At 38.6% G+C, this 21,036-nt stretch carries 15 protein-coding genes; 9 read left to right on the top strand and 6 right to left on the bottom strand.

The features are described from left to right. Window positions 1-1,269: an acyltransferase family protein gene (locus tag D0T08_RS14835; protein ID WP_116983452.1), complete on the bottom strand. Its 1,269-nt coding sequence runs from the start codon at window positions 1,267-1,269 to the stop codon at window positions 1-3. 223 nt (window positions 1,270-1,492) lie between these two features. Here D0T08_RS14835 and gnd point away from each other — a divergent pair, with 223 nt between their 5' ends. Together gnd and D0T08_RS14825 are read left to right on the top strand one after the other, a co-directional pair. Next, complete coding sequence (gnd, locus tag D0T08_RS14830; protein ID WP_116983451.1) at window positions 1,493-2,395, top strand: phosphogluconate dehydrogenase (NAD(+)-dependent, decarboxylating); 903 nt, start codon at window positions 1,493-1,495, stop codon at window positions 2,393-2,395. Between the two features lie 9 nt (window positions 2,396-2,404). Then, the gene (locus D0T08_RS14825) at window positions 2,405-3,850 is read left to right on the top strand and encodes a gluconokinase (protein WP_116983450.1); all 1,446 of its coding nucleotides are present in this window, start codon (window positions 2,405-2,407) and stop codon (window positions 3,848-3,850) included. 91 nt (window positions 3,851-3,941) lie between these two features. Here the strand turns inward: D0T08_RS14825 and D0T08_RS14820 are convergent, their stop codons facing one another. The 4 genes from D0T08_RS14820 to D0T08_RS14805 all read right to left on the bottom strand — a co-directional run bounded on the left by D0T08_RS14820 (window position 3,942) and on the right by D0T08_RS14805 (window position 8,968). Beyond that, window positions 3,942-4,439, bottom strand: a complete 498-nt coding sequence (locus D0T08_RS14820) for a GtrA family protein (protein ID WP_158561273.1) — start codon at window positions 4,437-4,439, stop codon at window positions 3,942-3,944. Between the two features lie 153 nt (window positions 4,440-4,592). Next, window positions 4,593-6,302 (bottom strand): hypothetical protein, encoded by a 1,710-nt coding sequence (locus D0T08_RS14815; RefSeq protein ID WP_116983448.1) that lies wholly within the window; start codon window positions 6,300-6,302, stop codon window positions 4,593-4,595. 33 nt (window positions 6,303-6,335) lie between these two features. Then, entirely contained in the window at window positions 6,336-7,097 is a 762-nt protein-coding gene (locus tag D0T08_RS14810) for a hypothetical protein (protein WP_229238963.1), read from the bottom strand. 200 nt (window positions 7,098-7,297) lie between these two features. Continuing rightward, the gene (locus tag D0T08_RS14805; protein ID WP_158561272.1) at window positions 7,298-8,968 is read right to left on the bottom strand and encodes a hypothetical protein; all 1,671 of its coding nucleotides are present in this window, start codon (window positions 8,966-8,968) and stop codon (window positions 7,298-7,300) included. A 160-nt stretch (window positions 8,969-9,128) separates the two neighbouring features. Between D0T08_RS14805 and D0T08_RS27445 the strand changes: the two genes are divergently transcribed. The 4 genes from D0T08_RS27445 to D0T08_RS14790 all read left to right on the top strand — a co-directional run bounded on the left by D0T08_RS27445 (window position 9,129) and on the right by D0T08_RS14790 (window position 13,731). Beyond that, window positions 9,129-9,281: a protein BatD gene (locus D0T08_RS27445; RefSeq protein ID WP_147322780.1), complete on the top strand. Its 153-nt coding sequence runs from the start codon at window positions 9,129-9,131 to the stop codon at window positions 9,279-9,281. Between the two features lie 20 nt (window positions 9,282-9,301). Continuing rightward, entirely contained in the window at window positions 9,302-10,843 is a 1,542-nt protein-coding gene (locus D0T08_RS14800) for a S8 family serine peptidase (RefSeq protein WP_116983446.1), read from the top strand. A 23-nt stretch (window positions 10,844-10,866) separates the two neighbouring features. After that, the gene (locus tag D0T08_RS14795) at window positions 10,867-13,257 is read left to right on the top strand and encodes a 3-coathanger stack domain-containing protein (protein ID WP_116983445.1); all 2,391 of its coding nucleotides are present in this window, start codon (window positions 10,867-10,869) and stop codon (window positions 13,255-13,257) included. A 111-nt stretch (window positions 13,258-13,368) separates the two neighbouring features. Then, the gene (locus D0T08_RS14790) at window positions 13,369-13,731 is read left to right on the top strand and encodes a DoxX family protein (RefSeq protein WP_116983444.1); all 363 of its coding nucleotides are present in this window, start codon (window positions 13,369-13,371) and stop codon (window positions 13,729-13,731) included. A gap of 112 nt (window positions 13,732-13,843) precedes the next feature. Here D0T08_RS14790 and rlmN read toward each other — a convergent pair whose 3' ends face one another. Continuing rightward, window positions 13,844-14,893: a 23S rRNA (adenine(2503)-C(2))-methyltransferase RlmN gene (gene rlmN, locus D0T08_RS14785; protein ID WP_116983443.1), complete on the bottom strand. Its 1,050-nt coding sequence runs from the start codon at window positions 14,891-14,893 to the stop codon at window positions 13,844-13,846. Window positions 14,894-15,034: 141 nt separating this feature from the next. Between rlmN and D0T08_RS14780 the strand changes: the two genes are divergently transcribed. The 3 genes from D0T08_RS14780 (at window position 15,035) to D0T08_RS14770 (ending at window position 20,815) form a co-directional block, all read left to right on the top strand. Next, a complete protein-coding gene (locus tag D0T08_RS14780) occupies window positions 15,035-15,832 on the top strand; it encodes an SDR family oxidoreductase (RefSeq protein ID WP_116983442.1) in 798 nt (265 codons plus the stop codon). A gap of 251 nt (window positions 15,833-16,083) precedes the next feature. After that, a complete protein-coding gene (locus tag D0T08_RS14775) occupies window positions 16,084-19,263 on the top strand; it encodes a SusC/RagA family TonB-linked outer membrane protein (RefSeq protein WP_116983441.1) in 3,180 nt (1,059 codons plus the stop codon). A 22-nt stretch (window positions 19,264-19,285) separates the two neighbouring features. Further along, complete coding sequence (locus tag D0T08_RS14770; RefSeq protein ID WP_116983440.1) at window positions 19,286-20,815, top strand: SusD/RagB family nutrient-binding outer membrane lipoprotein; 1,530 nt, start codon at window positions 19,286-19,288, stop codon at window positions 20,813-20,815. The last annotated feature ends 221 nt before the right edge of the window (window positions 20,816-21,036 follow it).

Here is a 21,036-nt window from a genome sequence, read left to right as displayed (position 1 = left end):
CTATACTTTAAATATTAATTTTCTTCGATAAAAAAGCCAAAGAATTACAAACCAGATAAGGACATACACCAAAGCTCCTGCGAGAGAAGCATTTTTAGGTTCGGTAAATAATGGTGCGATACCATATTCATATATCCACGAGATTAAACCCGGACTTTCTTCAGGAGTTCTATCTGCTACAGGAATCTTAATGGCATTCAATGCACGGGGGATAATACCCGAAAAGAAAAACACAACCATCGGGTTCACCCCAAAAATCACAAAAGGTTTTGTCCAGAAATCAAAGCGTACTACATCAATTACAAAATACAAAACACCCAATACCAGCAAGGCCCAGCCAGCAGTATATAATACAAAAGAACTCGTCCAAAGAGCCTTATTGATAGGGAAGACCATATCCCATAGGAACCCAATCCCCACACTTAATACACCGGCAGTAAGCAAATAAATAGCTTTCTTATTTTTATCGAAATTATTGGTGAGTAATGTTCCTGTTAATAGTCCGGCAATACCTGTTCCTATTGCGGGGATAGTACTTAGTATTCCTTCCGGATCCCAGGTTTTTGAGGTTGCCCATAAATGTCCCGGTAATAAGAGATTATCTAACCACGCCGCCAGATTAGTCCCTTTATCAAAATTGGCTGCTCCCACACCCGGCACAGGTACCAATGCCATCAAAGCCCAATAGCCTAATAAACACACCAGCCCGACTATAATTTGAGTAGTAGTATTGGTAGTAGCATAAAGCACCGAAACAATCATGTAAACAATAGCAATACGCTGCAATACCCCCGGAATACGTACTTCTTTGAAATCGTCGGCCACAAAAGCTAAAATCATCATTAATATGAATAAGCCAAGAGCTATAAAAAACTGTTTTCGTTTGTCATAATCACCTAATAAAGCCATTACGATAAGGGCAGTGAAAACCAGACGAATCAACATGAGTGGTAAGCCTGAAATCTCGCCTATATGTATTTTAGAATAAAAATTCAGGAATAGCCCTAGCAGAAAAATTCTTAAAGTACGGGTAACTATCCGCTCAAAAGTAGAGGCATCAAACCTTTTGATAGGCATTGATAAAACTGAAGAGATACCCACAATAAACAGGAAAAAAGGAAATACTAAATCGGTAGGTGTGCAACCGTGCCATTCGGCGTGTTCGAGTGGTGGATAGAGATTACCCCAATCTCCCGGATTGTTCACAATAGTCATTAGCATGATGGTCATGCCTCTGAAAACGTCTAATGACGTCAGGCGTTGCTTCATTTCTGGCAGGGTTTATTTTCAGGCAATTTAATAATTATCTATTTGATTTTGCTAGTATACAGGTCTTTTATCCGTTCAGACTCCTGCAAGCAAAGAAATTTTTGTAGTTTTGAGACAGGAGTAACAAACTCACATTTTATCTATCATCAAAGAATCTGATACTTTAAATTTGATTGAATAAATATTTTCTCATTTAAACCTACCCTATAAGGGTGCTTTTCATATGCAAATAGGAATTGTCGGGCTCGGTAAAATGGGCTATAATCTGGCATTAAACTTACGTAATCATAACTACGAGGTAGTAGCACAGGATGTAAATGTCGAATCGGTAAAGAAAATAGGAGAAGAGGGCGGAATTGCCCCTGCTAACACGCTCCAGGAAATATGCGAAAAACTCACAGGCAGAAGAGTCATCTGGCTGATGGTTCCGGCAGGCGGTATTGTAGATATTGTGATTGAAGAATTACTCAATTATCTTTCGCCAAATGATATTGTAATAGATGGCGGTAACTCTCACTATAAAGAATCTGTCAGACGTTATAATTACCTGAAATCCAAACAGATCAATTTCCTGGATTGTGGTACAAGCGGTGGTACCAGTGGCGCGCTACACGGCGCATGCACTATGATTGGCGGAGATAAAGACGTGTTTGCGTATGTAGAAAGTGTATTCAAAGATATTTCGTTAGAAAATGGGTATCTCTACACAGGAGCATCAGGTAGCGGGCACTTTGTGAAAATGGTACACAATGGGATTGAATATGGCATGATGCAGGCCATTGCCGAAGGATTTGAGGTTTTCGAACGCTCGGAATACGATATTAATTTCGAAGCTGTAGCCAAACTTTTCAATCATGGTTCGGTAGTAAGAAGCTGGCTGATGGAATTGACTGAAAATGCTTTCAGAAAGGACCCACATCTTGATGCAATCAAAGGTATTATGCACTCATCTGGTGAAGGTAAGTGGACGCTTGAAACAGCGCTTGATTTAGGTGTGCCTACGCCCGTGATTGCCTTATCTTTACTGATGCGCTATCGTTCGCAACAGGATGATACTTTTTCGGGTAAAGTAGTAGCGGCTTTGAGAAATGAATTTGGTGGACACGCAGTAGAAAAAGCGAACTAGAATTGTTGCATGGAAGAGGTATTGTATGAATATTTCGTGGGTATTGATGTAGGTACCACCACTACCAAAGCCGTTGCTTTTGATAAAAACGGCAATGTATTGAGCCAGTTTAGCAGTGGCTATGGCATGACGCACCCCCACCCTAACTGGAGCGAGCAGAATCCCGAAGAAATATACGCAGCATTTCAGAAGTCTTTGGGTGTTATAGTTCCCCCATCAGTAGCTGCTAAAAGCATTGTTTCTTTTTCATCGGCTATGCATGGATTGATAGCGATTGATGCCGATGGAAAACCTCTCACCAATCTGATATTATGGGCTGATAATCGGGCTACCGAATTAGCCAACCGATTAAAGCCTACTGATTTAGGACAAGAACTCTATCATCGCACAGGCATTCCGATTCATCCTTTTTCGGTTTTCAGCAAAATTTTGTGGCTGAAAGAAAATGAGCCTGAGATTTTTAGCAAGACCTATAAATTTATAGGGATTAAGGAATATCTATGGTTTAGACTATTTGGTGAATATACCATTGATTATTCTTTGGCCTCAGGGAGTGGTTTATTTAATTTCAGAGAATCCACCTGGGATACATTGGTTTTAGAAACTTTAGGTATCTCAGAGGAACAATTACCCAGATTGGTTTCTACTACGCATATCCAGAAAAACGATACAAATTCAAATCTTCCTTTAGTCAATTATGTGATTGGGGCAGGTGATGGGCCTTTAGCCAATCTAGGTTCTGGTGCCATGAAGCCCGGACAAATGGCTTTTACTATGGGTACCAGCGGGGCAGTAAGAATGTGTGTAACACAGCCTTATACTGACCCCAAAATGCGGACTTTCAACTTTTTTCTTTTTGAAAATCAATATATCATTGGTGGTGCTACTAATAATGGCGGAATAGTATTGCAATGGCTCGAAGAGCAAATATTAAACTCTAAGAACCCTATTTCCAAACTGATTGAAGAAGCTCAGAAATTAGAGATTGGCAGTGAGAACCTTTTATTCTTACCCTATATTTTAGGAGAAAGAGCACCAGTCTGGAATGCAGAAGCCAGAGGAGTATTCTTCGGATTGAGCATTACCCATACGCAAGCTCATATTGTAAGGGCTGTCATGGAGGGCTTGATTCTAAATATGTATTCGATTGGTAAGATTTTGATGGAACAGCAACAGATTCATGAGATATGTGCCAGCGGAGGTTTTGCCAAAAGTGATTTCTGGCTACAATTAGTGGCAGACATTTTTCAGAAAAAAGTAGTGATTTGTGAAACCGTTGAGGGTTCGGCCTGGGGAGCAGCCCTGGTAGCTATGAAAGCGTTAAACATGCAAGAGGCCGTGAATACTGTAACTAAAGGAAAAGAATTTCTGCCCAACACTGCAGTTGCTGAAAGATACACCCAACTACATCAGAAATTTGAAAGGCTTTATGATAAGCTGAAAGATGAATTTTGATTACTGTATTGTGGGGCGAACGTCCGCGCGGCTTCCGCTCGTTCGCCTTTCATTATATAAAATGATTTTTTAAATCGTCATACACAATCTATTACCCTTTCTGAAAAAACAACCTAAAATTATGGTAGATGCCGGTAGTTCTAAAAGTGAAGTGCTTGTGTGAAATAAAATTAACTACAAAGCTCATGCCCATACCAAAGAAGTGAGAAACTAGTTCGGCTATATCAATGCTTTTTCCGAATATGAGTTGCTCTTTACCAAAAATACCAGATTCGTCTAAAAAAACCTTGCAATAATAAGCCCCTTTTACAGTAATAAGACCTGAAACAAAAGAGACCAATAGAAATTTGACACCCTCTCTGAAAGAGTTCTTTGAATGTCGTTGATTAAACGCAAAAATCTTGGTGAGAAAAAAGCCAATAATAAAAGCGATTATATACCCTATCGCAATCGACAATTCAAAAGAAAAACCAAAGAAGTTTTGTGTAATAGAACTTACAATCAACTGTACAACCACCCCCGAACAGGCAATCAGGAAATATGAAATCAGTTCTTTATATTTGGCAAGCTTGCCTTCTAGTTTTATCACTTTGATTTCTTTACTTTTTGATTAGACTTCACTCAATTATTGATAGAACGTCAAAAGTAAGAAAAATTTATGAAGTAGGAATATTAAATATTGTTAACTGGCACTATTGTGACACATGTAGGGCGAACATCCCGTTCGCCCTACAAAAAAACTTTAGTACCTCCAGCTTTTCAAATCTGCGCCTTTTGGAGCAGTTTTCTTCACTTCTTCTGCCCATTTGGGCACAAACATCCGGTGGTAACGTAATCTTGAAATAGCATTAGGCTGGGTATGGTCTCCGTTCCAACAGTGTTCGGCTCTATCACCATAATCAACCTCTCCATCATAAGATGGATTCTTCAGCTCTTTTAGCATATCTTCTGCCAGATACACGGCATTATTCAGATAATAATTATCCATATCTCCGCAGTAAATATGGATTCGACCTTTCCACTTTTCTCCATTTTTAGCCCAGTCTCTTTTTAGGATATAAGCTAAATCGTAATTCTCTTTCCAATAGTTGGCTACGTCCTTGTCTATTACCCCCGTTTCTTTATCCCATATTCGCTTTGGATAGCCATCTTTACCCACTGGCGAATAAACTGCCTCCCAGATGTCAAATTGTTGCCCGCTACGTGTTTTAGTGCCTAGAGCTAGTTCTCTCATATTCATTTCGGCTACTGTGGCAGACACTTGTCCTAAGTAATCTCTATGCCCTGGTTTAGCTAATTTTTTAAACTGGCTTTCGTACCAATAGGCATTTTTATCTTCATAGATATTTACGGTCGTAAACGCTCTGAAATCTATCGGGTCAGGGCAGGCGGCATAGCAGCCATTGTATTGGTCGGGATATTTTACCTGTACTGCCAAGGCCTCCCAACCACCTGTCGAACCACCATAGGTGAACCTTGCCCAGCCCTCGCCAATGCCTCTGAATCGTTTTTCAATTTCAGGAATCAATTCATAAGTAATGGCATCCCCATAAGGCCCGATATTTTCTGAATTGACGGCATACGAATCATCATAAAACGGACAAGCATGTTGAATCTCTATCGCCAGTACACGAGGAAAATCTTTACCTGTCCACATTTTATAGAAATCGTATGCTTCCTGCTGAACTATTTTATTATAGCCATAGAGTTTAAAACGGGTATTATAATCGTCAGTCTTCAGGTTTTCATCCGGCGGAATAGTACGGAAGCCATCAAAGTCTTCAGGGAAATGGCCGTGAAAAATGGCCAATGGATATTTTACGTTCGGATGTTCATCGAAACCCTCTGGTAATAAAATATGAGCACCCAAATACATAGGTCTGCCCCAGAATTCCGTCAGCAATTTGCTTTGAATCTTGATATGCTTGATATACTTAGTATCTTTTGGCTCTTCAATGGGTGGGATTACCTGGTCTAAGCTTAGTTTTATTATCGAAGTACCTTTAGAATCAAATTTTATTTTGATAGGTTTTGAGTACAGGTTACCAGGTGCTCTGTTCCATTGCTGCCCTTCTCCCCTGTCCATCGGCATTTTTACGGTGTGACCGTCTTTGCGATGAAAAGTTTCATATTTATGCAATAGTACCTGCACATAATATTCTCCGGCAGGCACTTCTTTCATATATCTTTTCGGGTAGCCAAAGCCATTGGCATTATTGACTATTTTCGCCTGAGCACCTTTCCAGTTTTCGACATCGACACCAAATACCAATTGGGTATTTAAGGCATCAGTTACATCAAAACGTGGTTCTTTATCGGCATTGGTTGATAGCATCACCAATAACCTACCATCTAATAGGTCTTTCTGATTAGGGGCTGTAATTGAAAACTGGGGTTGTGCATAGCTTGCTACCGATAAAAGCAGAAAAGCCCAAAGGAGATTCTTTTTCATAGGGGTTTAGTTTAGTGTAATTATATCTGTTTGTTAATGGTGTTGCTTGCCATATTTTTTTAACGCCGTCTGCACATCCATTTTTGGGGCGCGTATTATGCCATTACCTGTTTTCTCTCCGGCTTCAATATCAATATTATGAATATCATATTCTTTTCCTCCTAAATCAAGCATAATTATATCAAAAGTAAAGGCGGTTTCAGTATTGGCGATAAACCAATGGATATTATTCTTTTCGTCTGAGATAGATGAACTACTACCCAATTTAGCGGTTTTTTCGATAGTTGGCTTGATAAATAGATTCTTTTCGTCCTCATGCACTTTGTCATAATGTTTCAAAGCAAACTCTCCTTTCAGAACCAGATGCGCCGACGACATATTAGAATGCCCATGCGGAATAATGGCCCGGTCTTTTTTCATACCGAATAATTTCTTGATAAAGACGGTCTTTTCAGGCAAGTCATCCAATTTCGGGAACGTAATCATTTTGGTATTGACCCCTAAATCAGGATATTCAAAGTTTTTAGTCAATGTCTCAAAATCTATGAATTTCAGCATTTCCTCTAACTCTATATGATTGAATAGTTTTTCTACCTGGCTTTGCCATAGCGCTGGAGAAATCTTTTCCAGTTTTAAATCATTACATATTTCACTCAATTGTTTTGCCCAATGATTAGCAATTGGGGCGACGGGTTTAGCAAAAGCCTGTGAACTAAAAAGGCTTTCTAAGAGAAAATAGTTGAGAGCTGTACCTAAGATTTGTTTACCGAAATCTCGTCTGTTTTGAGTTTCCATTGATTTATTTCCGAGTTATAAGCACGTATGTTTATTTGATAATATCTTACTCTGAGCACATAGAAATAACCTAGCTAAAGCTGCAAAAAAAGGATACTTTATAATTTGTTTGTACAAATGTATTGAACGGCAAGATTCAACAAATATAACTATCCTCCAGCAAGGCTAAAAGGACTTATACTAATTTAATTTTCAGCGGTTTACATAGTAGTTTTCTTTCTGAAACGATACCTTGCTTTACGGATAGCATCAGTAGAAACACCTAGCATATTAGCCATTTCGTGGTCGCGGAGATTGAGTTGAGACAAAGCTAATAAACGCACTTCCGCATGGGTAATGTCAGGATTCTGTTTGTAGAGATTATTAATAAAATCTGGGTATACCTTATCGAAAAGAATTTTAAATTCGCTCCAATCGTCTTCTGTCAATATCGTCTTTTTCTTGAGTTGTTCCAAGGTCTCTACCTGCTGCCCTTGCGAAATCATTTCGTTGATTTCTTTTTGCAGACTATCGGCTAATTCGCTCTTGGCTTTGAAATTTTTTGTAAACACATCCAGTTGGGATTCAGCCTGTTTTTGTTTCGCCTTTACATCCCTGTATTTAAATAGCCCGAAACCCAAACCTAATACAAGGATAAAAATAGCACTATTACGTTTCCATATTTCTGTTTTCTTCTCTTCTTCCAGCTTATTTACCTTAGCCACATATTTTTCGGCTTCCAGGCGTTGTTGAACCAGCTTGTATTTTCTGGCATCGTTTCTTTTATCCAGACTGTCCTTTAGTTTAATATACTTTTTGTTATATGCTAATGCCTCAATAGCATTTCCCTCTGTTTCGTACAAGCCCGCCTTTATCCGATAAATATTTATCAGTTTAAATTCATTAAAATACTCCTGATTATATCTCAATTCTTTAATATCCCGATACATCTCTTCTGCCTCTTTTAGCGCATCTTCAGACTCTTTATATTGTTTCTTATTATAATAGATGAGCATTAAATTGCTCAAAGCATTAAACATCGACTCCTTTTCTCCTCTTTTTTTGGCGGTTTCATAGTCAGTTTTTACATAAGGCAAAGCTTCGGTATATTTATTACTTTTGATAAGCGTATTACCTATATTCCCATAACTTATCCCTTGCCATATCTCCGAATTAATACTTTTGGCATACTCATGCCCTTTACGGAAGTATTTGATAGCCTGTTCGGGCTGATTGCTTTTCAGATAACAAAGCCCCAATGTATTCATCACTTGCCAGGTAGTAAACTGGTCCTTGTAGTCGGGATATTGATAAGCCGTCTGTAAAAACTTAATCGCATTGGCATAATCATCGAGTTGATAAAAATTCAATCCAGGGTAATAAAGAATACCACTTAAAGTTGCTCCGGGATAATATTGCATTTTTTCAAAACCTACTTCTTCCAGCCCTTCATAAGCCCGCAGGAAAACCTCATAAGCCTTATCGTAACTATTCTCTCTTTTATACAAAAACCCGCCATAGTGTATACGTGCAATATTCAACTGAATGGGCAAATCATATTCTTCAGCTGTTTGAATAGCCTCAGTAATAGCCTCTCTGACAAGTCTGGTTGATTGATGATTAGCTATGTAGTATAAATAGCTGAAATGCTGTATCTGTAAAAGTACCTCGGTAGCATGGTCTTTTTTCTGTCGGGCAATAGGTAGTGCCCCCTGTAGATATTTTTTTACAGCTACGGTATCATGCTGTATAGCTACAAAAACTTTCAATGCATACGCATATCTTTCTTTAAAGTTGAAGCTTTCAAATGCCTTTAACTCAAATTTTCCCTGAGCCGATAGTCGACCGAAAATCATGTATAAGAGGAGTATCTGACAAAAAAAGCTTTTCATAGTAAGGAAAGTGTTTGGACTAACAAAAATAGTTAAATCCATCCATAGTAAGTATATTTTCCGTTAGAATCTGCCCTCTTTTTAGGGACTTCTGAAGATGTCCCATTTTTGTCCAACCCCTTTCTTTGGTCTTTTCTTCCTATAAAGTAAGCTTTGCAACATGATAAAGCCTTTCAGCAAAAAATATCAATTTTTCAGCAAGCCACAGTTCTGGTTCTGGGCTTTAGCCATTTTCATTCCATTACTTGTAGCACTCATTGTCTATTTCCACTATCAGGCACAAGCCATAGAAACTGAGTTGAATCATTTATAAAATTAAATTATCCATTTTACATGCAGCCAAACGCTCTATCCTCTTTCATAAAACTGCTCGGATTAATTGTTTTTTTGATAAGTCATACGGCTGCATCACAGACTATCAATCAGGGAAAAACTTATTCAGGAACTGAAATCTATGTAAAGCTAAAACCTGGTGAAGTTAAGTTTTTGCCCAATGCTTCATCTGCCATCGTCAATGTCAGCCAGGAACTAACTGCACTGCAAAACATGATGCAGAAATATCAGTATACACAGGCAATAAGGCCTTTCTATTTCTCAAAGTCTGACAAGCTTCAACAAGTTTATCGCATTCAGATAAGTGATTCTACTATGGTAGAAAAGTTCGTAGCGGAACTGAACAAAAATCCCTTGGTTGAATATGCAGAGAGAATACCTATTGCAACCACACAATTTATAGAAACAGCTACTCAACCTGCTCTGGATAAGGATTGGCATCTGAATACTATTAAAGCACTTCAGGTATTTAATACTGTGCCATCTAAAGCCATTATCCCCGTAGCAGTCATTGATGCATTTATGCAGGTTGATCACCCCGATTTATTCTCAAATATGATTTTTTGTGAAGATGTAGCAAATAATGACTTTGATGTAAGACCCCCAAGGACAAGTATAGCGCATGGTACTCATGTTTCTGGCATTATCGGTGCAGTTAGTAACAACGGAATCGGGGCAACAGGTGTAGGTTTTAATCGGGTTAAGGTTATCGGACTAAATGCGGCGACAAATCTTGGTGCGCTACCCGCCGACTATGAGGCTGTTGTGAAAGCCATAGAACTAGGCTATGTAAGAGTTATTAACATGTCTTGGAGTTCGACTAGTTACAGTGAGACCGAAAACACAATTATTCAATTGGCCCGACAAGCGGGTATAATACTGGTAGCTTCTGCAGGTAATACTAACACTAATCAACTCCGTTACCCCGCTGCGTTCGATGGAGTTATTGCAGTAGCATCTACCAACATTCAGGATGTTAAAAGTCTCACTTCTTGTTTTGGCGAGTATGTTGATATTTCTGCTCCTGGCGAGGACATATACAGCACTATACCTGTTAACGGATATGCTTTTCTGACAGGTACTTCAATGGCAAGCCCATTGGTAACAGGAGCCATCGGCTTTTTACTCTCGATAAAACCAGAAATGAGTGCAACTACTATCGAAGCCCTCATCAAAAACACGGCAGATGATATTTCAGTACAAAACCCTACGCATAAATTGAATCTGGGATATGGAAGACTAAACCTACAAAAAGCCGTTGAATGTATGAATACGCATAGTAGCGATACAAATTTCAGCATCAATACAAACAGTACTGGGTCATATTGCATTGGACAAAGCTATCAATTACAGGTGCCTACTAATGCCACTGGTGCGCAGAATACTTATCAATGGTATAAAGATGGAGACGCCATTGCCGGAGCTACAGTAGCTATACATACTATTAATGCCGCAGGAACATATACAGTAACAGTTACTAATAATAACTGTCCTCGCAAATCAGCTCTACTTTCCATTAACCTTATTAACTGCCAGAATTAACAGCCTTTATACACTGAAATTTTATGAAAAAGATATTTATACTTATTTTCTTACTTTCTCATTTTTTTATTGAAAAAGCCGTTATAGCCAGACAGTTTTTTGTTAAGATAGACGCTACCGGACCTAATACAGGTGTTAACTGGGCTGCTGCTTTTACTAATTTACAAAGCGCTTTAGGAGTTGCGCAGAATGGAGACATTATCTGGGTAGCAAAAGGCGTTTATAAACCAAGTGCTAGCGATAGAAATATAAGTTTTGCCATACCCAATGGCGTAAAAATATACGGAGGATTTGCAGGCAATGAAATAGCATTAGAGCATCGTAACTGGGCTATCAACAAAACTATTTTAAGCGGTAATATCGGTAACCCCAGCGATTCTTTAGATAATAGCTATAATGTAGTCTATTTCTACAATGCCAGTACCGCCCCCTTATTAGATGGATTTACTATTCAGGAAGGAGCTGGCAATAGAGGTGGTGGTATACTAGTAACTAATGGCTTTAATGGACAACCAAGCTCTGCCATTATCGCAAATTGTATTATTACCAGAAATTTCACCGCAACTCTGGGTGGGGGTATTTGTACTTTTAGTCTTTATTATCCAACACAAATAACCTTGATCAATACTGCTATCTATGGTAATGGAGCACCAAGGGGTGGCGCTATAAGTAACCTGGCAGGCAATGGTAGTGCATCTGTCAAAATGATTAATTGCACGATAGCCAAAAACACTGCCAGCGTAAAAGGGGGAGGCATTTTCAATTATTCAACGAATGTTAGTGCTTTAGCGCGCGACTCTATTTTCAATAGTATAATCTGGGAGAATATAGCACCTGCTTCACAAAGTATCGAAAACGAGGGGGTAGGTGCAAAAGCCGAAGCTTTTTATTCAAATATACAAGGGATTAATGCTGATGAAAACCGGAGTCTCATCAGCATTAATCCACAGTTTACAAATCCAACGATTCATGATTATACGCCTAATCCCTGTGGCAGGAGTGTAGACCGTGGCAATAGCCCTTATTTAATCAATAATTATACAGTCCTACCTCTGATAGATATTCTGGGAAACAACCGTATTAAAAAAACACTTGATATGGGTGCTTATGAATGTGCAAGCTCCACACAATATGTAGACGAACTCCCTCAGATATATGTCAATAAAAATGCTAACGGTAAAAATGATGGCTCATCATGGACAGATGCCTTTACTGATCTATTTTATTTACAGGAAACAGGATGTATTTATAGTAAAACTATCTGGATAGCAAGCGGGACTTATAGACCTTCGCAAACCAATGACCGAACTGTCTCTTTTGAATTGAAAGACCAGTTAAAAGTATATGGTGGTTTCGCAGGTAATGAATCAACCTTGGAAAGCCGAAACTGGGCGACAAATCCGACTATAATAACCGGGAATATTGGTAACCAAAATACCAGTGAAGATAACACCTACCATATTTTCACCATTAAAGGAAATAAAGCACTTATCGACGGCTTAATTATTCAGGATGGCAACACAAAAGGAATTGTTTCGGATATTAACTATGAAGCACCGTCAGGCGGCGGTATTCTGGTAGCTGGAGGGCAGGATACTACTGAACTTATTGTAAGAAACTGTATTATCCGAAATAATGAATCATGGTATGCTGGAGGTGGTATTGCCCATATAACTGTTCGCTCAGCCCCATCAAGATTAAGAGTTTATGGAACTTTGTTTGTAGATAACAAATCAGCACAAGGGGGAGCAGTCTCTCATTGTTCTTCTGCCTCTTATACCGATACACTTTTTCATTCAACGCATCTGATTAACTGTACTATCAGTAAAAATATGTCAGATCTATATGGGTCAGGAGGGCTTTATTATGCCACATTTGGCAAAAAACTAAAATCTGAATTTAAAATCTATAATTCTATTATCTGGGATAATCCTTCTCTGTTTAATCCGCAGATCGAAACAATAGGTTTTATCAGCGGCTTAGCTATTGCTAATACAACTATTCAGAACAATCAATTTACCGGAACGAATGTATTAGCCGTAGACCCGCAATTTAATACGAATGCATTTACCTTAAAAGAAAGCTCTCCTTGCAGGAACATCGGTGATAATGCCTTGGCTACACTTGCAGGCTTAACAAAAGATTTAGGCTTCAATGACCGATTAGCTAATCTGAAAATAGATTTAGGAGCATATGAAGGGAATCAGATTTGTTTGAGTAATCAGAATCTTTCACAGACTTTTAATAATGGTCTCTTGACCGTTCAGGATGGCAGTGTCCTTACCTCTACCAGTAAAGTAATACCCACCTCTAATACAACTTTTGATGCTAAGAGTGCGATTGTTTTACAACCAGGTTTCATGGCAGGTGGCAATGGCGTAGTATTTACAGCACAGATTGGTGGCTGTAATTAGGTTAAAAACTATTTCTAAAAAATTTTGAAAAAAAAAACTGAAACATTGCTGACATAGGGTTGTCAATAGGGGGTAGTACCTTTGTTAAGGAAACAATAAACGACCTTAATTATGGAACTATTAACAACTCTTCTATGGATTTTAGTAGCGCTTTTTGTAGGGCCTACTTTATACTTTGGTTACGCTAAAATGATGGCAGAACCCGCTAAAATAAGAAAATTTGCCACTTGGGGATACTCAATGAAGATAATGCAGGTGATTGGTGTGATTGAGATTATCGGAGCTGTATCAATCCTTTTCCCTGAGCTTCGTTTGTTTGGCATTGCTATCTGGGCAATTATATTATCAGGCGGAGTTTTTACAAATTTAATTCATCGTGAACCCAAAAAAGAATTATTTACTCAACTAACAGTGCTAGCTCATTTAATGCTGATTCTGGCCATAAATGTCTGGCTGAACACTACTATCAAATAAAACAATTAATCCACACAACGCTTTTGAATGAAGGGAGAAAGGAGAATGGAAAAAGCAACACGGAGGAAATGAGAATAAAATTCCTTTCATGCATTATCCTTTCTCCTTCTCTTTAAGCCGCAGCATTTGGCTCTTTAATGGCCAATTGCCCACAGGCGGCATCAATGTCTTTCCCTCTACTTCTCCGCACATTCACGATAACTCCTTTATCCTCTAAGAATTTGGCAAATTTGCTCAACTTATCTTCTGAGGTATTCACAAAGTCTGCTTCCGCAATCGGGTTATATTCTATGATATTTACTTTGGCGGGTACTTTCTTCGTAAACTCCCATAATTCTTTAGCATCCTGTAATGAATCATTGAAATCGTTGAAAACGATATATTCAAATGTAATACGATTGCCTGTCTTTTTATAGAAGTAATTCAAAGCTGTTGCCAGGTTCTTCAATGAATTGGTTTCATTGATAGGCATAATCTCATTACGCTTCACATCATTAGCCGCATGAAGTGATAAGGCCAGATTAAACTTCACGCCATCATCACCCAATTTCTGAATCATTTTGGCAATACCTGCTGTACTAACCGTAATACGCTTAGGAGACCAGCCTAATCCATCAGGAGAGGTAATGCGGTCGATAGACTCTATCATACTGGCATAGTTGAGCAAGGGTTCACCCATGCCCATATATACTATATTGGTCAACGGAGCCTGATAATGTTGTTCGGCCTGTTGTTTGATTAGTACAACCTGGTCGTAAATCTCGGCAGCATCCAGATTTCTTTTACGAGGCATATAACCTGTAGCACAGAACTTGCAGGTAAGTGAGCAACCCACTTGCGAAGATACACACGCAGTCATCCGGTCATCTGCCGGAATCAGTACTCCCTCTACCAGATTACCATCAAACAATCGGAAACCCGATTTAATGGTTTTATCGTTCGATACCTGCTTTCTCAGCACCGAAACAGGCCTGATTTCAAATTTTTCTTTTAACAGCTCTCGTGTTTTTAAGGACAGATTGGTCATTTCATCAAAACTCCTTGCCGACTTCTTCCACAACCATTCCGAAATCTGTTTTGCCCGAAAACCCTGCTCACCATTTTCTGAAAGCCAGGTTTTCAGCTGGTCGACAGAAAGCTTTCGTATATCTTGTTTTTCCATATTTTCTTCAACTATTTTGCAAAGTTCTGAAATATTCGGGGTTTTTACCAAAATCTATGGAATTATCATCATAAAACCCCAGTTTAAGTAAACAATAAAGATTGAATAGAAGTTTAGTCGCTTGAAAGAATTAACAAACCGATGAAAAGATTTTTAAATAAGGTTGTCTGGATTACAGGTGCTTCTTCAGGTATTGGCGAAGCCACCGTTTATGAATTTGCTAAAGAGGGTGCCAAACTGGTTATTTCTGCCAGAAGAGAAGATGAGCTACAAAGGGTAAAGAAAAACACCAATCTGCCTGACGCTGATGTATTAGTATTGCCCATTGATGTAGAAAAGCAAGAGGAATTTCCGGCTAAAGTAAAAGAAGTAATCAAGCACTTTAGTAAGATAGATGTGCTATTTAATAATGCAGGTATTTCACAGAGGAGCTCGGTGTTAGAAAGCGATATGGAAGTATACCATAAAATTATGGATATTAATTTCTTTGGTGTGGTGGCTTTGACAAAGGCCGTATTGCCTATCATGATTAAACAAAAAAGTGGGAATATTGCCGTAACAAGTAGTGTATCCGGAAAATTAGGCACACCTATGCGCTCAGGCTACTGTGCCACCAAACACGCACTTCATGGTTTTTTTGATTCATTAAGAGCCGAAGTATGGAAAGAAAACATTGGTATCACTATTATCTGCCCGGGCTATATACATACCAATATCTCTGTTAATGCAATTTCTGCCGATGGGAGCAAGCATGGTAAAATGGATCAGAATCAAGCCAATGGCATATCGCCGGAAGATTGTGCTAAAAGTATTGTGAATGCGATTGCAAAAAACAAGGAAGAGGTCTATATCGGCCGCAAAGAAGTATTAGGTGTTTATTTAAAACGTTTCTTCCCGGGCTTACTTTCCAAGATTATGAGAAACCAAATGCCCAAATAATATTCTGCCAAAATCAGTTTTAAGAAAATTTTCCCAAAAATCATTTTACCAGACGGAACAGTAGCTTTCTAAGAATAGTCCTATCTTTCTGGGACTATTGTACATTTCTTTGTAAAAAAAATCAAAAATTTATTTTTTTTTTATCTGAAATTATGCAGTAAATAAAAAAGTTATTAATTTAACGTTTCAGTATGTGGCCTAACACACATATACTAAACTAAATAAACTAAAAAACAAACTAAACAAACTGTATGAGGAAACTTCTACTTGCCTGCATGATGCTGGTATGGGGTAGCTATGCTTATGCCCAAAATGTCAATGTAACTGGAAAAGTTACTGCCGACGACGGTTCAGTTCTTCCTGGTGTGAGTGTCGTAGTAAAAGGCACAAATCAAGGTGTACAAACAGACGCAAATGGTATTTACAAAATTTCTGCGAAAAAAGGAGCGTCCCTTTTATTCAGTTTTATTGGTTTTGAAACACAAACCGCAACTGTCGGTAATTCGACTACTATTGACATTACTTTAAAAAGTGATGCAGCTCAATTAAATGAGGTGGTTGTAACTGCTCAGGGTATTCGTAAAAACCTGAGAGAGGTAGGTTATGCTTATTCTAAAGTAAGCACTGAAGATGTAACAGTAGGTCGCTCTCCTCAATTGGCACAAGCCCTTTCAGGAAAAGTAACCGGTCTGGCGGTTTATAACGTTAATAATAGTGTTGACCCATCTGTAAAAATCGTATTACGTGGTTTCCGTTCATTAACAGGTAACAACGAAGCTTTAATCGTTGTAGATGGTATGCAAACTACCTCTACAGTATTAGCAATGATTAACCCTAACGATATTGATAATATCTCTATCCTGAAAGGTGGTCAGGCGGCTACTTTATATGGTTCGGCAGGTATTAATGGTGCGATGGTTATTACAACTAAAAGAGGTTCAAAAGGTAAAATTAAAGTGGGTTTCTCAAACAGTACTAACTTTGAGCAAATCAGCTTTTTACCAGATTTCCAGGATAAATACGGTTCAGGTTCGCACTACTACCCATCTTTTGGTTCAGCAGGTTACAGTGCCGACCCATTGGTTCGTATGAAAGGTAACTGGCGTGCTTATGAAAACCAACAATTCGGCGACCCATTCGATGGTTCAATGCGTCAGTTAGGTCGTAGTGCCGAAGATGGTACTACTAATATTGTTCCGTATGCAGCCGTTAAAAATGCACGCTACAAAGCTTTTGATACTGGCGTTTCAATGAACAACCAGATTAACTTCACCGGTGGTGACGACAACAGTACATTCTATATGTCATTAGAAAATCAAAAGATTCAGGGTATTGTTCCAAGAGATAAAAGTGAAAGAACAGGTGCACGTATCTCTTCTACCAGAGAATTCAACAAACTTTCGGTTGGTTTCAATGCAAGTTATACACAAGCACAATACGATAGAACCTCTTCCGACTTTTATAATGATGTAATCAACCAGCCAGCTAACCTTCCGGTTCATGAATACCGTAACTGGAAAACAGATAAGTTTGCTAACCCGAATGCATTCTTCAACGATTATTATAATAACCCGTACTTCAATGCTGACAACAACCGTCAGGTGTATAAAGATGCAAACATCAGTGGTAACCTCAATGCAACTTATAAAATCACGCCTTGGGCTACTGTTAGCAACCGTTTGGGTATTATGAATAACTCTCGTACTCAGAAGAATACAACAGGTAAATTCCTGTATTCTGATTACGCTAAAACAAAAGCATTTATTGCAGAACCTTTCTTCCGTGAGGGAGACGGTACCGGTGTTTACCGTGCTATTACCGACATCTTAGGTGGGGTTAACGATTTTACCAAGACTGAAAATGTATTGAATAACGAGTTCCAGTTATTATTTGAGAAAGATTTTGGTCCGTTTGCTAATAAATTAATCTTAGGTCATAGCTTATACCAACGTTATGTAAAAGAAGTAACCGTAAGTTCGAGCTCAATTGTTGTACCTGATGTATACAACGTTTCAAACCGTCAGGGCGAGTTAGGTGGTGGCGAAGGTAACACGCTTCAACGTCGTGTAGGTTACTATGCTGACTTAACCTCTAACTACAAAAACTGGTTGATTCTGAACGGTACTTTCCGTTATGACCAGACTTCTTTGTTCTACAAACCAACTCGTCCGAACAACCTTTGGTCATATCCTTACTATGGTGTTGCCTTGTCGTTTATCCCAACAGATGCGTTCCCATCTTTGAAAAGCAATGTGTTAAATTATGCTAAATTACGCGTAAACTACAATAAAAACGCAAACGACAACATTGATGTATATGGTTTAGATTTAACCTACCCGAACGGTGCGAACTTCCCTTATGGTAATACAGTAGGTTTAACAGTAGGTAACAGATTACCAGATGCAAACCTGAAACCTGAAACTGTAACATCAGCTGAAGTAGGTGGTGAATTCCAGTTATTTGATAACAGAGTGAACATCGATGTATCGGCTTATACACAAAATTCAAAAGGACAGGTAATTACAGTTAAAGTTCCTAATTCAACTGGTTTCCCTAGCCTCCTGATAAACGTTGGTGAAACTAAAAACTTCGGATATGAAGGTGAGTTTAAATACTTAATTTCAAGAGGAAGCAAGTTTTCATGGGATGCGAGCGTTAGATATTCATATAATGACAACAAAGTACTTGAGCTTTATCCTGGTATCAACGAGTTCTTAGTAAGTGGTTATTCTTATGCTAACACAAACGTTATCAAAGGTTCACGCTTCCCGATGTTGAAAACTGATGGATACCAATATGCACCAGATGGCTCAGGCTATCGTTTAGTTAGTGCAACAACTGGATATCCGTTACGTCAGACAACGCTTACACCAAGAGGAGGTACATTACCTCGCCATATTGTTGGTTTAGGTTCAAGAATGAGCTATGGTGCCTTTGCTTTCACGTTTAACTTCGAATATCGTGGTGGTAACTATATGTATAGTGACATAGGAAGACAAATGACCTTTACCGGCTCTGGTGCATGGACTGAAAACAGAACAGACCACATCTTCCCGAACTCTGCTTACTTGGATGCTGATGGTAAAGTGGTTCCAAATACAACTGTTAAAGTTCGTGAGCCTGAGTACGCACTATGGGTTGATAACTATCGTAATATCTCTGAAAACTTTGTTAATAAAGCATGGTTTATCAAATTACGTGATATTAATCTTTCGTACAGCGTTCCGCAAAGCATCCTTTCTAAAACAAAGATTTTCTCAGGTGCAAGCATTGCTCTTTACGGTCGTAACCTGATTACTATCGTAGACAAAATGAACTTCTATACTGACCCTGAGTATAGCTTTACAACAGGAAACGGTTTAGGTATCAACAACACGAACCAAACACCTCCGGTACGTCAGTATGGTGTGAACCTTAACCTTACATTTTAATCAACAATACAATTGACTAAACATGAAATTAAAATCATTATTTATATCAGCTTTGGTTGTTTTGGTTGGTAGTAGCTGTAAAGAATCATATTTCGACATCAACACTAACCCTAACTCCCTACCTACTGCATCGCCAAGCTTTGTATTTACCAATGCGGTAAACGTAACATCAACCAACATGCTTGGTTATAATGAGCTCGGCTCGTACTGGTCTGGCCAATGGTCACAAGGAAACGGGTATATTATCAGTACTACTCAGTTTGCTTATAACTTTACCGATGGTGATTTCAATTATTGGGATGGTATCTATGATAATTTGTCTGATTACGAATATGTGATTCAGAATGCCGATGCCAACAACCAGAAATATTTCAAAGGCCCGGCTAAAGTAATGAAAGCAATGACATACCAACACTTAGTTGATATGTATGGCAATGTACCTTTCTCAGATGCGTTGAAAGGAACATCTTCATTAGCTCCGAAATTTGATGATCAGAAAGCTATTTATGATAATCTGATTAAATTATTAGATGAAGCTATTGCTGATATAAAAGCTAATCCTTTTGCAAGTGCATTCTCTGGTTCGGATATCGTATTCAGAGGTAACCTTACTAAATGGACTCAGTTTGCTAATTCATTGAAAATGAGAATCTTGATTCGTCAGTCAAGAGTTGCCGGAAAAGAAGCTTATATCAAAGGCGAAATTGCTAAAATTCTAAGCGAAGGTTCAGGTTTTATTACAGGTGAAGAGGTAGGTATCGGTGGTTCTTTCTTTTATTTAGCAACTGCTGGTAAATTGAATCCTATTTATGACCGTTGGGGTTATGATGCAAACGGTGCTAAAAGAGCCTTGAATAACTATCCTCGTATCACCGAGTTTTTAGTGAATAATCTGAAAGCATCTGGTGATACACTTCGTTTGAAAAGAATTGCCTATGCTAACAGTGGCGAAAATGGTAATGTGCCAGGCACAAGTATCCTGAAAGAGGTTGTTACTAACTATAGAGGAACTCCATTTGGTGTAAGCTCAGGCTATTTACCTGCTAACACTGTACCACTAGGACCAAGTTTATTGGTAAAAGGTGAATATAATCGCCCTTATATTATCATGACTGCCGCTGAAGTTCAGTTTATGCTGGCTGAGGCAAAGCAAAGATATGCCGATGTAGCTCTACCTAATACTGCCCAACAGTATTTCGAAGAGGGTATCAAACAATCATTCCGTGTATTAGGTGCAGGTGCTGCTAACGCTGATGCTTTCAAAGGAAGCGGTGTTGTTAACTACGACTGGGAGGCATCTCCGGATAAATTAACAGCTATTGCTATCCAGAAATGGATTGCCCTGAATAACTTCAGTGGTTTTGAAGCATGGACAGAATACAGAAGAACTAATCTTCCGGTTACTCCGCAAAGTATCCAGATCGTTGGTGAGACGAAGCGTCCACTACGTTTGTTCTATCCTAATACAGAAAATGGATCGAATGGTGCTAATGTAAAAGCACAAGGCACTATAGATGTGTTTAGTACGAGGATATTCTGGGACGTTGATTAATCATTTTATCCCAAATAAATAAACAAAAAAAGGTCTCCGAAGAGACCTTTTTTTGTTTAAATAATACCATTTTCAAAATTATAGTCTATCTCAAATAACCCAATTTACATCAACTATCTAAACAAAAAGTGTGTTTACGCTGATTTCTTCAACTTTTGTCGAAAATTGTATGAGGTCAGTCGCTGGAATTTCTATGTTCATCGCAACATATATTTAATTTT

It is taken from the genome of Emticicia sp. C21 (assembly GCF_003418935.1).
In the GTDB taxonomy this organism is placed as follows: Bacteria; Bacteroidota; Bacteroidia; order Cytophagales; family Spirosomataceae; genus Emticicia.
This window is presented reverse-complemented; position numbering and strand designations above follow the sequence as displayed.